Source organism: Microbulbifer mixtoriginis (SeqCode), from assembly GCF_052467945.1.
In genome coordinates this window covers 4,458,054-4,472,360 of the sequence record NZ_CP174328.1, presented here as the reverse complement: position 1 = coordinate 4,472,360, position 14,307 = coordinate 4,458,054, and the positions used below count along the sequence as shown (strand labels likewise).

The following is a 14,307-nucleotide window of genomic DNA, read 5'->3' as shown; positions in this document are numbered from 1 at the left end:
GGAAGCTGAAGAATGACACCGGAACGTCTCACCCAGCTGGTCCCCAACCTGCTCAAAGTCTTAAGCCCCTCCACAGCCACCTTCCCCCAGGGAAATCCTGCGTCAGCCTATCGCTGGGTGGAGGCTATTGAAGAACTTCCCGAGGCCCAAATTACTGACGGCCACCACCGACCTCTGTGGCCAGAACCACCTACTGTCGAGGTCAACACCTATACAATTTCAGCTGCACCTGAAGTCGAGCTGTTACCCGGAGTCAATGAGGGCCCAGTTCAATTTATTAATACTCCCGGTGCCAACCCACTGGGGACTCATGTCCCCGCTCTTAGCCGGTGCCGTCGGGTACACGAACAGGTAATCATTGCAACCGGCGAACTGAATTTCGAATGTGTGGACCTCACAATACCGGGGCCACTGCCATTTTCTTGGAAACGATACTACCGCTCTAGTATCGATGAAGACAGTGGAATTGGAGCTGGCTGGCGTCATTCGCTGAGCGAACAGTTACTGGTGCAGGATAACCAAGTAGAACTGTTTAATGCCGAAGGCCGCAAGATTCAATTCCAGTTACCCGCGATTGGGCACGGCTGTTATAACCGCTTCGAACGACTGCTGCTATTCCGGCAGAGTCTGCACAGCTATCGACTCTCCACCTTTAATGAGCCCGATAAAATTTTTCGCGCAGATGGAGTCAACAGTGCACTCCCGCTTACCGAGATTCGAGATCAGTTCGGCAATTCCCTAACCATTGATTACAGCGAAGGGTTACCCAGAAAAATTGTCAGCTCCTGGGGGCGGGTACTCGACTTCGAAAGCCGCGGCGGGCGCCTTACCAAACTGATGAATAACCACGCTCCCGACGATCAGCGCAATCTGTGCAGCTATGAATTCCAGGGCGGTCTACTAACCGAAGTCCACAGTAACCACGATCTGGAGAGCTATCACTATCACGATTTATTGCTTGTGCAAGCGCACAGCGGTGTGAATGGCAAGCGTCAATTTGAATACGACCTGCAAGGGCACTGCCACAGGCTGATACAAGAGGAATCGGAAACATTATTAACCTGGCAACACAACCGTGGGAATTGCCAGGTAGAAAATACTGATCGAACTCCACAACAGCTGCACTTCAACCAGTTCGGCCAGCTCACCAAAGAGCGTCAAGGGCAGCGGCAAAAAAGCTGGCTCTACGACTGCTACGGGAATCTATGCCAGCAGATTAATGCCGATGGACAGCATACCTTCTTCCGCTACGATGAATTTGGCCGCTTGCGGCGCATCACCGAAGGGAGCAACAGCAAGCGTTATTTATACAGTGAAGACGGCTACCCACAGGCAGTACAGTTAAGTGAACAACAATCATGGCTGTTCACTTACAGCGACAAGGGACGGCCACAGGCAATTATCGACCCGGAACAGCAAGAGTGGAAATTGCTCTATAGCGATCGCGGTTTGCTCTCGCAAATTACAGATCCCGAGGGCGGCTGCATTGAGTTTACCTGGGATGGCCAGGGGCAGTTACAAACGGTTCGCCGAGGGGAAAAGCAGTGGGGTTTCGAATACGATCACTGGCAGCGCATGACCACGCTGGTCGTCAATGGGGAAACTTGGCGTGAGTGGCGCTATGGCCCCACCGGCGAATTACGCGAGTCCCACATAGGCAGCTACCAATATGGAATCGATTACTGCGAGCGTGGCCAACCCCACGCCATCCATGCCAGTAACAGCCAAAGCTTGCAGTGGGACTACGATAGCTGCGGCCGTATTTGCCAGATACATTTCGCCGATGGCAACCAATGGGCTTTACACCACAATACCCAGGGCCAGTTGACCCAGCTGCAAACCCCCTCCGGAGATTACTGCTGGCAATATGATGGACTCGGCCAACTGATCAGCCACCGCACCCCGGACGAGCGCCAACTCACTTGGAACTACAGCGTTGATGGCAGCCTGAGTGAATACTGTGATAACGACTGCCGTTGGTACTTCCACTATTACGACAGAGGCACCCTCGCCAGCATACGCAATAATAATGGCCAAATTAATGAGTTCCATTACGATACTGAAAAACGCCTGATTCAAGCTAACAATTTACATTCATCTGTCCGTTTTAAATACGACCGACGCAACCGGGTTATCGCCGAGAACCACGACAGCAGTGACGTGCGCGATTTCAGCCTGAGGTATCAGTACGATTCACGCGGCTGGTTGAGAAGCGCCAGCTCCGACAACCTCGACTTGGCCTACACGCTCACACCCTGTGGCGCGCTTTACGGTGTGGATGCCAATGGCGAGCCGGTGCTACGCAGTGAGTTCAAAGAGCAAAACACTATTCATATTCAGGGAGAAGTGCGCAGTACAGTCAAACATCGGTTTGGAAGCCCTTTTAGTCTGGAAAGTGGACTCGCCCTCGCTTGGCAATTCGATAAGTGCCCCCCGCTACAGCTCACTACTCCAATACGCCAGACCGGGTTTCCCCAGGCACAAATTGACAGGGATAAGCGCGGCAACGTGGTCGCCGAGCGGCAAATTCCCGGGCGCAGAGATTATCAATACCAGTACGACGGTTGGGGGCTGATGAGCACCGCAGAATGCGGCGATTTTAAAACTCATTTCCGCTATGACCCGTTCGGGCGCCGTCTGAGTAAAACCTGCACCCATCGCAAATCGTCACGCCAGCGCCGGGTCACTAGCAGTTGGAGTGGCCTGGGTATCTGGGCTGAAGCACACCAGATCGATGGTAAATCCCGCGGCATTGGCCATTGGATAACACACCCCTTAAACGGATCCGTACTCTGCCACTGGAGCTCCGGCCGTTGTGAGTACTATCACACTGACTCACAGGGAAAACCGCTGGCTATTTTCGACGCACAGGGCACGGTGCAATGGTCTCAGGGAAAAGATGTCGAGGACAGAAATGGCCGAGCTTTTGGACAAACTCCTGGCCCCTGGCGCGGTATCGGCTTGATCGCCGATATTGAGACTGGCCTGTGGTACACCACTTCCGGATATTGGAATCCCGCCCTGCAAATGTGGCTGAACGGCTCAAGGATTTTCTCTCACACTACGTCCAATATGCCGCTAATCAGGCTCTAAAATCCTACTGGCGCCCCTCATCGGGGCCCACCCTGGCCTGCTCTATTCCCTAAACTTAGAGCTCTCAATTGCGAACGTAACCATGCAACAATCCCCGAACTTTGAAATTGGCGGTATCGCAGTGGCCAAGGGGGAATCCCGCCATATAGACCTGCCTGTAGTCAGCCTCTACACCAATACAGAAATGGCCATACCCGTTTATGTACAGCGCGGTAAACGGGAGGGTCCCACGATTTTTGTCTGTGCGGCCGTGCACGGCGATGAGCTGAACGGCATCGAAATCATCAGCCGTTTGATTCAGAGCCGCAGTCTAAAATCCCTTCGCGGTAACCTGATTGCCGTACCTATGGTCAATGTCTATGGTGTGCTCCAGCACACCCGCTACCTACCCGATCGCCGCGACCTCAATCGCAGCTTTCCCGGTTCTGCCAAAGGCTCCCTGGCTGCGCGTATGGCCCATGTGTTTCTGCGTGAGATAGTGGCCAAATGCGATTACGGCATCGATCTACATACCGGAGCCGCCCACCGCAGTAACCTTCCCCAGGTACGCGCCAATCTCGACGACGATGTGACCCGTGCCATGGCCAAGGCTTTCGGTGTACCGGTATTGCTAAATGCATCGATTCGCGATGGCTCCCTACGCCAGGCGGCCGCAGATCGGGGAGTGAGAATCCTCCTTTATGAGGCAGGAGAAGCCCTGCGCTTTGATGAGTTGTGCATTCGCGCTGGGCTGAAAGGAGTGACTAACGTTCTCAGGCATCTGGGTATGCTCCCGGTAAGGCGCAAACGCAGCTTAATAGAGCCCTTTATCGCTCGTAGCAGTGGCTGGCTAAGAGCCGGCGACAGCGGCATAGCCACCCACCTTAAAGCGCTTGGTGATCAAGTGTACGAAGGTGACCTCCTCGCCACTGTTGCCGACCCCTATGGCAATGAACTAGACCAGGTACGCAGTAATGGCGAGGGAATCATAATCGGCAAGCAGAACATCCCACTGGTGCAGGAGGGCGAGGCGATGTATCACATCGCCTATTTCCATGAACCCCAGGAGGTAGTTGAAAACCTCGAGTTATTGCAGGACAGCCTACTACCGGATGAGAACTTTTAGAGGCGCCCTACTGTTTCTGAAGTAACTCCAATACCTCTTTGCTGGGAAAGCCCTTCTCCTCCACACCGGCGCTCTTCTCAAAAGCCTTAATCGCTTTTCGGGTTCCCGGACCAGCTTTACCATCGATCTCACCACTGTAGAAACCCTTCTGCTTCAGCAGTTTTTGCAACTGTTCAACTTGACTGCCGTCGAGGGGAGTAAAAGGGCGGCTCCAGTCTTTCACCAGCGGCGCGCCGCCGCCAATACGATCCGAAAGTAAACCAATGGCTATAGCATAACGATCGGAGTTGTTATAACGCTTGAGTACAAAGAAATTCTTAAAGACTAGAAATGCCGGACCATTGCGCCCATCAGGCAGCTTCAGCTCCGCCACCGCTTTCTTACTTGGAAAGGGCTCACCATTAGCGCGCTTGACCCCGAGCTTTTCCCACTCCGCAACTGTCAATTTGCCGCCCGGCATTTTCTTGGCGGGAATGGTTACCTCATAGCCCCAGGGCTTACCTTTCTGCCAGCCATTACTAGAAAGCAAATTGGCAGCGGTAGCCAGTGCATCCGGCACCGAATTCCAAATATCACGCTTGCCGTCACCGTCGATGTCTACAGCATAAGCCTGGTAACTGGTGGGGATAAACTGCGTATGACCCATAGCTCCTGCCCAAGATCCAAGCAGGTGTTGACCTTCAACATCACCGGCCTGCAGGATTTTCAGTGCCGCCAACAACTGCTGTCGACCAAACTTCTTGCGCTGGGGATCTGCATAGGCCAGGGTCGCGAGAGAGCGGATTACACTGCGCATTACCGTCTCATTGCCAAGAATGCCTCCGAAGCTCGATTCCACCGACCAGATTGCCAGTAGGATATTGGGGTCCACACCAAAGCGCTTCTCGATTTTATCGAGCCAGGGCTGCATCTTCTCTTTTTCCCGCTTGCCCCGCTCGATAGCGCGCTTTTGCACACGGTTGTCGAAGTACTGCCACACCGGCGCCTTGAATTCCGGCTGGTAACTGGCTCTATCCAGCACCCACTGGTCAGGAGAGGTAATGCCTTTAAAGGCCTGGTCGTAAACCTGTGGGGAAATCCCATTCTTAACAGCCGTTTGGCGGAACTCCTTTACCCACTTTTCAAAAGCCGGGTCCGGCTTATCGGCTGCCTGAGCCTGTAGAGTGAATAACGTCAAACAGAGGGTAAGAACATAGAGCAGTGCGGGGAAGCGTTGCAATTTGGGCATGGGAGTACCTTTGACACGACATTTCGCTCGCACAAGGTTAGAACGAGCCTCTCTCTTCCGGAAGGCGGATTTCTCCAATGGTGTCATCCGCTTGATCCGTCATTAATGGGGACAGTGGAGTCGAAAGGAAGTTCTGGTGATGGCGAGGCCCTGTAACCAGGGCCACAAAATCAGGGAATGACGTAAAAGAGTACGGCGAAGAAATGCAAAATACCGCCAGCCAGCACAAATAGGTGCCAGATAGCGTGGTGAAAACGCAGGCTACGCCACAAATAAAAGGCAATACCGCCGGTATAACAGAGGCCCCCCAGCACCAACAGCCATAGACCACCGGTCTCAAGACTATTCGCCAGGGGCTTGATTGCAGCGATAACCACCCAGCCCATCAGGGCGCTGAGGGTGATCGACAGTGCACGGATCTTTTTCAAGGGAGTGAACTGGATAATCAGGCCCAACAGTGCCAAGCCCCAGATAATGCCAAACAACCACCAACCCCAGGGCCCGCGTAGGGTCACTAGGGTAAAGGGCGTATAGGTGCCGGCAATCAGCAGAAAAATTGAGGAGTGATCCAGAGTTCGCAATATCGCCTTGGCGCCTATATGGCTGACGGCGTGATAAAGAGTCGAGGCGAGGAAACAAAGAATCAGGGTGGAGGCATAGACACTGGAGCTGACGATATGCCAGGCATCCCCACGCAGTGCGGCGAAACCAGTGAGAACACCCAAACCAGCAATAGCCAGAACGGCTCCGATACCGTGGGTTACGCTATTGGCAATCTCTTCAGCAAAGCTATAGCGGCTGGCAACGGAAACGGAAGAGGTCATAAATTGGCCCGATTGAATTCTGGTAGCGAGTGGCTTCAAAACCACTCGACCGATAACTTGAATCAGGTCTAATGATCAAAGGCCTCACTAAAAATAGCAAGGCCAGGGTTTGACCGTAGATTCACAAGCAGGCTTTAGAGGCTTATACGCTCGCGTTATGGATTCCCATTTCACATAGAGCGGAAGAGGCGCGAACGATCGTCTCGTTGCGATCGGGACCTGTAGAAACAATATCTACCGGCGCACCCACCAGCTCTTCGATACGGGCGATATAAGCCTTGGCATTGGCCGGCAGGTCCGCCTCACGACGCACCCCGAAAGTATTCTCTGTCCAGCCAGGCATACTTTCGTATACAGGCTCTACACCCTCCCAACCGGCGGCGTCGAAAGGTACCGGTACTTCTTCTCCGGCACTGTTGCGGTAACCGACACAGATCTTCACTTCCTCAAGACCATCGAGTACATCCAGCTTGGTCAGACACAAGCCGGAGATACTGTTAATACGAATAGCATGACGTACGGCAACGGCATCGAACCAGCCGGTGCGACGCTGGCGCCCGGTGGTGGCACCAAATTCATGTCCCTTCTCACCCAGATGACGCCCTACTTCACAGTCGAGTTCGGTGGGGAAAGGGCCACTACCAACGCGGGTGGTGTAAGCCTTGGTGATACCCAGTACGTAATCCAGGTAGAGGGGGCCAAAACCAGAACCAGTGGCGGTGCCGCCAGCAGTGGTGTTGGAGGAGGTCACAAACGGATAGGTACCGTGGTCAATATCCAGCAGGGAACCCTGAGCCCCCTCGAATAGGATGTGCTCACCCTGTTCGCGGGCCTTATGCAGCTGGTCGGCCACATCGATGATCATCGGCACCAGTTGCTCACGCCAGATCTTGGCCTGCTCGAGAGTGTCCTCGTAGCTGACCGGATCGACTTTGTAATATTCGGTCAGGGCAAAGTTGTGGTAGTCGATCAGCTCCTTGAGCTGATTGCAGAAGTTCTCCCAGTTACACAAGTCACCGAGGCGCAGACCGCGGCGGGCAACTTTGTCTTCATAGGCGGGACCGATACCGCGACCGGTGGTACCGATTGCTTTGGCACCGCGCGCCTTTTCACGGGCCTGATCCAGTGCCACATGCACCGGCAGAATCAGGGGACAGGCTGGGGACAGGCGCAGGCGCTTGCGCACTGGGACACCGCGCTCTTCCAACTCAGACATTTCCTTGAGTAATGCTTCCGGTGACAGCACCACACCGTTGCCGATCAGGCAGGTCACGCTGGGGCGCAAGATACCGGAGGGGATCAGGTGCAGTACGGTTTTCTCACCGTCGATCACCAGGGTATGGCCGGCGTTGTGTCCGCCCTGAAAGCGCACCACCAGGGAGACCTGTTCTGTCAGCAAATCGACAATTTTACCCTTGCCTTCATCGCCCCACTGGGTACCCAGCACTACTACATTCTTGCCCATCTGTATCAATCTCTAACTCAGGTTTCGTTCTGCAGGAGGCCGAGAGGCCCCTACATCAATGAATCTTGCGGGGTTCACCGCACCAATATAGGCACATTATTGGCACATCCTCTGCGCCCGCCTTTGTTCAATCCCGGGGCTTTACCACCCAGGAGTCGCCCTCGAATACCAGCTCGCGATCACAGCGCGAATGAAGATCGCTCTCTGCGCTATCGGAAAGAGTGGCAATGACCACCTCTCCCCGCTCGCGCAGCTCATCAATTGCGCGCCACAGCCCGGCGCCCTGGGGACCACTTACCTCCGGCGCGAGTATGGCGCCCTCAGCGGGTGTCGCGCTGGTACCCAGCGTGTTGAGAGCCACTAAATCACTACTAAAGCCCGTTGCCGGGCGGTCCCGGCCAAATACTGCACCAATACCGTTGTAGCGGCCACCATTGGCGAGTGCCTGCCCGTGGCCCGGTGTGTAAGCGGCGAATACCAAGCCGGTTTCATAGTCGTATCCACGCTCTTCACTCAAATCGAAGAACAGGGTCACCGCCGGGTAGCGCTGCCCCAGAGCCTCGGCGACCTGCTGCAGATCAGACAAAGCATCCAACAGAGCCTGCGGCGCTCCCGCCAACTGAGTGGCGGCTCGTTCCAGGCAGTCGAGCCCGCCGGCAAGACTGGGGAGAGCTTGCAGCCAGCCCGATACCTGTGAATCACTAATATTCTCAGACACCCAGCTGTAAACATCGGCACTGGCCTTGTTCTGCAGCAGCGCGGAAAGTTCTTCACGCTCACTGTCACCGAGCCCGGCTGCCTCGGCGAGACTTCGGTAAATCGCTACGTGGCCGAGGTCCAAATAAATATCTTCTATCCCGGCAACCTGCAGGCTCTCCAGCATCAGGAAGATCACTTCGATATCTCCACTGAGGCTGTCCACGCCAAACAATTCCGCACCTATCTGGATCGGCGCACGCGAGCCCATCGCGGTACGTGGCCGGGTGTGCAGGACCTGGCCCGCGTAGCACAGGCGGTTAGCCCCCGCACGAGGAAAACTATGCGCATCGATACGCGCTGTCTGCGGGGTAATATCAGCGCGAATACCGAGTGTGCGGCCGGAAATCTGGTCTGTGACCTTGAAGGTGCTCAGGTCGAGATCACGCCCCATACCAACCAGCAGGGACTCGGTGAATTCCAACATTGGCGGTATCACCAACTCGTACCCCCAGCAATGGTAGAGGTCCAACAGTCGGCGGCGCAGGGTTTCAACTTGAACAGCTCCCGCGGGCAAAATCTCCGCGATGCCATCCGGCAGCATCCAACGATCGGCTTGAGTCATGGTGAAACGGACTTTTCAGAGTTAATGAGGCGCGTCGGCTTCCACAAAAAAACCGGGCGAGGCCCGGTTTGCGTGATTTTAGCACCAACTGCCGGCAGGAAGGTAGGGCTGTCGCAAGGACAGCCACGACCTCGGGCAAACAGCTGGGGGGTAGGGATAATCCGCTGCCATTTGCCCCGCAAGTTGGTTTATTGCCCTTTAGGGTCCTTCAGATAGCGGAAAAACTCACTATCTGGATCCACCAGCAACATATCGGATTTGCTGCGGAAAGATTCCCGATAAGCCTGCAGGCTGCGCGTGAAGCGGTAGAACTCGGGGTTCTTGGTATAGGCTGCGGCATAAATCGATGCCGCCTCCGCATCCCCAGCACCACGCAGTTCTTCGGCCTGGCGGTAGGCCTCGGACTCAATCACCACCTTTTGGCGATCGGCATTGGCTTTGATCCGCTCACTGGCCTCCTGCCCTTTGGCTCGGTGATCCCTTGCCTCCAGCTCACGGCCTGCACGCATACGCTGGAACACGGACTCGGAGACTTCTGGTGGCAGGTCGATGCGCTTGACGCGTACATCGATCACCTCCACACCCAAGTCGCCCTGAGCAACCTTATTCAGGTTTTTGGTAATCTCCGCCATCAGCTCATCGCGCTCACCACTGACTACCTCATGCAGGTCACGCACACCGAACTGGTTACGCAGCTGATCGTTGATCCGCTCAGACAGTAGACGCACCGCATTGCGCTCATCGCCACGGGTAGCGATGTAGAACTTACTCACATCTGAGATACGATATTTAGCGTACGAATCCACCATCATGAACTTGTTTTCGCTATTGAGCATACGCACCGGGCTTGAATCCACAGTTTGGATACGAGCGTCAAACTTGCGCAGCTTCTCCGCAAACGGAATCTTGAAGTAGAGACCCGGCTCGGTGTAGGTGCGCACCAGCTCACCAAAGCGCAGCAACACAGCCTTTTCCGTTTCCTTCACCACGAAGGCGCTGGAGGAAACCAACAGGACGACGAGCAGCAGTGCGACAATAATTCCCAAAGATTTGTTGTTCATTCCATCACCTCCTAGCGAACAGTCTGGCTGCGGCGGCTGCTGGCGGCATCCTGGCGCAGGCGCTCGACGATACGCTGGTAGACCTCTTCGATTACGATCGGGGAGGTGTCTTTACGTTGGACAGCCTGGGATGTGCTCTCCTGAGTCAGCTTATCCAGCGGTAGGTACATCATGTTGTTGCCACCCTCGACATCAACCATCACCTTGGAGGTGTTAGACATCACATCCTGCACCGCATCCAGGTATAGGCGTTCGCGGGTCACTTCCGGCGCGCGCTCGTATTCGGACAGCAGTTTCTCGAAGCGCACCGCCTCACCGCGGGCACTCTCGACTACACGGGCCTTGTAGCCCTCGGCCTCTTCGATAATTCGCTGTGCCTGACCGCGAGCAACCGGAATCACTTGGTTGGCGTAGGCCTGGGCTTCATTTTGCAGACGCACCTCGTCCTCGCGAGCCTTGGTTACATCGTCAAAGGCATCCTGCACTTCGCGGGGCGCCTTGGCATCAGTCAGGTTCACCACATCGATACGGATACCCGTTTGGTACAAATCCAGGTACTCCTGCAGACGCTGTTGGGTGTCGGTGGATACCTGGGTCCGGTTTTGCGAAATCACACCGTTCAGAGTGAGAGAGCCCACTACGTGGCGCAAGGCACTGTCAGTGGCCTCCTGTAGACTCTTCACCGGCTCGCGTACACGCAGTACAAAAGACTCCGCATCACTTACCTGCCATTGCACGGTCAATACCACTTCAACGATATTGGCATCTTCGGTCAGCATCTGTCCGGTGGTGCGCTCGGTACGCACCTCAGTCATATTGACCTTGGTTACACTATCTATCAGCGGTGGGTTCCAGTGCAGGCCGGCCGATTCGGTCGAGTGGTATTTACCAAGGCGCAATACCACCGCCTGTTCGTTGGCGTTGACCTGATAAATACCGAGTCCCGCATAAATTAATACCGCGATAACAATCACCAGCATCCATGGGAACTTACCCGTTCCGGTGCTTGGGCTACCGCCAAACAATCCGCCGAGTTTCTGCTGGACTTTGCGGAACAGCTCGTCGAGATCCGGTGGGCCATCGTTATTGCGGTTACCACCGCCGCCACCCCAAGGGTCTTTGCCGTTGTTACCACCCGGTTCATTCCAGGCCATCTAAATTACTCCAACTCTGATCATTTAAGCTTTGACTCCGGCGGATTCTAGCATTCCCCGCCGGCAAAATATTGCCGCCAGACCTCTGCTGAAGGCAAGTTTGTCGAAATTGGGGCCGCATCGGCCACACGAAAATGTGCTGGCGCTAGTGTTCTTGCGCCTCATTATCATCGGGAAGTGCCTCTTTTGGCAGCCACTCCGGCTCTTCACCACCATCTGTAAATGGGGCCAGTAAACGCTGGAAATCACTGCGCGGAAGCAATAACTGCAATTCGCAATCGCCATTATCCCGATAGTGTTCGCTCTGCACCGCGTTGATCTGGTAGAGCTGCGCGCGCAGGCGGGATTGCTGTGGTTTTACCACCAGCAGCCCCTGTACCATCTGCTCTCCCAGGCGCTCTGCAATCGCCTCCACCAGCAGGTCACAACCAGCACCGGTCACCGCTGAGAGCCAAACCGCACGCGGTACCCCCTCTTCATCGCGGTCAATGCGGGGCTCACTGTCGGCGAGCAGGTCGATTTTGTTGTACACCAGCAGCTGCGGGATATCCGCAGCACCAATTTCCTCCAGTACGGTCTGAACCTCTTCCATCAGGTGCAGACGATCTTCTGCGGCGGCATCCACCACATGTAGAAGCAGCGTTGCCTGCGCAGCCTCTTCCAGGGTCGCGCGGAACGCCTCCACCAGTTTGTGTGGCAGGTGCGAAACAAAACCTACCGTATCAGCAAGGATCATGGCGCCGACATTGGGTAATTCAACCCTTCGCATAGTAGGGTCTAAGGTTGCAAACAGTTGATCGCGCACATACACGTCGGCATCAGTGAGCCTGTTAAACAGAGTCGACTTGCCGGCGTTCGTGTAACCCACCAGGGAAACCGTAGCCACTTCGGCACGGGAGCGCGCACGCCGGCCCTGCTCTCGCTGGCGGCGAACTTTTTCCAGGCGCTTCTCAATGGAATCGATACGCGCACGCAATAAACGCCGATCCGTTTCCAGCTGGGTCTCGCCCGGTCCGCGTAAACCGATACCGCCTTTCTGCCGTTCCAGATGGGTCCATCCTCGCACCAGGCGGGTGGTCATATGGCGCAATTGCGCCAGCTCCACCTGCAACTTACCTTCATGGGTGCGCGCACGCTGGGCGAAGATATCCAGAATCAGGCCGGTGCGATCCAGCACCCGGCACTTGAGTTCACGCTCAATATTGCGCTCTTGGCTGGGTGAGAGGGTGTGATCAAAGATCACCAGCTCGGCACCCTGCTCTTTCACTTCCTGGCGAATCTCTTCCAGCTTACCTCGACCAACAAAGGTTTTAGGGTCTGGAGTGGCACGTTGTCCAAAAATAAAACTGACCGGATCGGCTCCGGCAGAGAGGGCCAGCTCCTCAAATTCGCGAGGATCATCGGGGCTGTCTATAGCGGAGAGTTCAAGGTGTACCAGTACTGCCAGTTCACCAGATTCCGGTCGATCGAAAAACAATGGGAAATCTCTATATGAGGAAATGGGCGCCTATCTGGCTCCCTAGATTGAAATGGCAGCCGCAAGTCCAACTCCGGATTCACTCGGCTGCTTGCGCCCCGGTAACGGGGCGCGAGTCTCGTTAAGCGCAACTCAATCAGCTGAAAGATTCGCGCTCACCGCCTTCACCATTGCCCTCGCCGCCATGCTGTGCGGCTGGGTTCAACAGGGGAACGCGCACTGCGCGGGACGGTACAACAGTGGAAATAGCGTGCTTGTAAACCATTTGGCTGACGGTATTTTTCAGCAACACCACAAACTGGTCGAAAGATTCAATTTGCCCTTGGAGCTTGATGCCGTTTACCAGATAGATAGAAACCGGGATACGCTCTTTGCGCAATACGTTGAGGTAAGGGTCTTGTAAGCTGTGCCCTTTTGACATCTTTTTTCTCCTTGTCAAAAAGCTGAATGCGGTATGCAGGCCGCAATCGTATCCGCGAAGTGCGCGGATCAAAAAACGACTGAGGTCGAATACGCGTAATAAGTAGTGTAGTTGCGAGCCGGAAAAGGCCGACCCTGTGAAAACTGACTGACTGAGCTTGTCGTTTTATAGCCCAACCACGTTATGGATGCTCAAGCGAGAAATTTCAAGGCTTCGGCCAATATTTCATCATTCTCACGCACCCTACCCTCGCTGTCCTGAGTGTACAAAATTTCCAACTCGGGCCAGCGCCGCAACCACGTCAGCTGTCGCTTGGCCAACTGGCGGGTGGCGGCAATTCCCGCAGCAACCATCTCATCATAATCGCAGTGCCCTTCCAGGTACTGCCACACTTGACGATAGCCCACCGCACGAATCGCCGGTAGATCCTCATGCAGATCGCCACGATCAAATAAACCGCGCACTTCCTGCACAAACCCAGCTTCGAGCATCCGCTTAAAGCGCAGTTCAATACGCCGATGTAGCAACGACCTGTCCCGAGGCATAATCGCCAACTGAGTCAAGTGGTAGCGTTCCTGTACCCCGCCACCAGATTGTTCTCGACGCAACTGGGAAAGAGGTACACCGGTAAGCCGATAAACCTCCAGCCCCCGCTCTATACGTACCGAGTGATTAGGATGCAGTTCCGCCGCTAATTGCGGGTCGACTTGTGCGAGTTCCGCATGCAGTGCCGGCCAGCCTTCACGTTCGGCACGCGCTTCAATCTCAGCGCGTAGCTTCAGGTCGGCCTCCGGCAACTTTGCCATTCCTTCCAGGAGAGCACGGAAATACAACATAGTTCCGCCAACCAGTAAAGGGATCTTACCGGCTACGCTGATTTCGTCCATAGCTTCGAGAGCATCTTTGCGAAATCGGCCGGCAGAAAAAGACTCGCTGGGATCACAGATATCGATCAAGCGATGGGGATAGCGGGCCAGCTCCTCCGCGCTGGGCTTGGCCGAGCCCACGTCGAGACCCCGATAAACGAGAGCCGAATCCACACTAATTAATTCCACCGGCAGGCGATCGGCCAAAGCCATGGCCAAATCCGTCTTGCCCGATGCCGTGGGACCCATCAAAAAAATTGCGCGGGGTTTATCGTCCAGAGTGCGCTCGCTC

General features: G+C 55.2%; 11 protein-coding genes. 2 read left to right on the top strand and 9 right to left on the bottom strand.

Annotated features, from left to right (window positions below):
* The first annotated feature begins 12 nt into the window (after positions 1-12).
* Together ACJJIJ_RS19510 and ACJJIJ_RS19505 are read left to right on the top strand one after the other, a co-directional pair.
* Entirely contained in the window at positions 13-3,093 is a 3,081-nt protein-coding gene (locus ACJJIJ_RS19510; protein WP_252084214.1) for a DUF6531 domain-containing protein, read from the top strand.
* An 82-nt stretch (positions 3,094-3,175) separates the two neighbouring features.
* The gene (locus ACJJIJ_RS19505; RefSeq protein ID WP_252084213.1) at positions 3,176-4,198 is read left to right on the top strand and encodes a succinylglutamate desuccinylase/aspartoacylase family protein; all 1,023 of its coding nucleotides are present in this window, start codon (positions 3,176-3,178) and stop codon (positions 4,196-4,198) included.
* A 7-nt stretch (positions 4,199-4,205) separates the two neighbouring features.
* Here the strand turns inward: ACJJIJ_RS19505 and ACJJIJ_RS19500 are convergent, their stop codons facing one another.
* The 9 genes from ACJJIJ_RS19500 to miaA all read right to left on the bottom strand — a co-directional run bounded on the left by ACJJIJ_RS19500 (position 4,206) and on the right by miaA (position 14,264).
* Complete coding sequence (locus tag ACJJIJ_RS19500) at positions 4,206-5,426, bottom strand: lytic murein transglycosylase (protein WP_252084212.1); 1,221 nt, start codon at positions 5,424-5,426, stop codon at positions 4,206-4,208.
* A 170-nt stretch (positions 5,427-5,596) separates the two neighbouring features.
* Positions 5,597-6,250 (bottom strand): PAQR family membrane homeostasis protein TrhA, encoded by a 654-nt coding sequence (gene trhA, locus ACJJIJ_RS19495; protein ID WP_252084211.1) that lies wholly within the window; start codon positions 6,248-6,250, stop codon positions 5,597-5,599.
* Positions 6,251-6,392: 142 nt separating this feature from the next.
* Positions 6,393-7,715: an adenylosuccinate synthase gene (locus tag ACJJIJ_RS19490; protein WP_252084210.1), complete on the bottom strand. Its 1,323-nt coding sequence runs from the start codon at positions 7,713-7,715 to the stop codon at positions 6,393-6,395.
* A gap of 127 nt (positions 7,716-7,842) precedes the next feature.
* Positions 7,843-9,036, bottom strand: coding sequence for an ATP phosphoribosyltransferase regulatory subunit (locus ACJJIJ_RS19485; protein ID WP_252084209.1), 1,194 nt, complete (start codon positions 9,034-9,036; stop codon positions 7,843-7,845).
* A gap of 188 nt (positions 9,037-9,224) precedes the next feature.
* Positions 9,225-10,097: a protease modulator HflC gene (gene hflC, locus ACJJIJ_RS19480; RefSeq protein ID WP_252084208.1), complete on the bottom strand. Its 873-nt coding sequence runs from the start codon at positions 10,095-10,097 to the stop codon at positions 9,225-9,227.
* 11 nt (positions 10,098-10,108) lie between these two features.
* Positions 10,109-11,251, bottom strand: coding sequence for an FtsH protease activity modulator HflK (gene hflK / locus ACJJIJ_RS19475; RefSeq protein ID WP_252084207.1), 1,143 nt, complete (start codon positions 11,249-11,251; stop codon positions 10,109-10,111).
* Positions 11,252-11,396: 145 nt separating this feature from the next.
* Positions 11,397-12,728: a ribosome rescue GTPase HflX gene (gene hflX, locus ACJJIJ_RS19470; protein WP_252084206.1), complete on the bottom strand. Its 1,332-nt coding sequence runs from the start codon at positions 12,726-12,728 to the stop codon at positions 11,397-11,399.
* A gap of 136 nt (positions 12,729-12,864) precedes the next feature.
* Complete coding sequence (gene hfq, locus ACJJIJ_RS19465; protein WP_020413623.1) at positions 12,865-13,149, bottom strand: RNA chaperone Hfq; 285 nt, start codon at positions 13,147-13,149, stop codon at positions 12,865-12,867.
* Positions 13,150-13,340: 191 nt separating this feature from the next.
* Complete coding sequence (miaA, locus tag ACJJIJ_RS19460) at positions 13,341-14,264, bottom strand: tRNA (adenosine(37)-N6)-dimethylallyltransferase MiaA (protein ID WP_252085945.1); 924 nt, start codon at positions 14,262-14,264, stop codon at positions 13,341-13,343.
* Positions 14,265-14,307 lie beyond the last annotated feature (43 nt).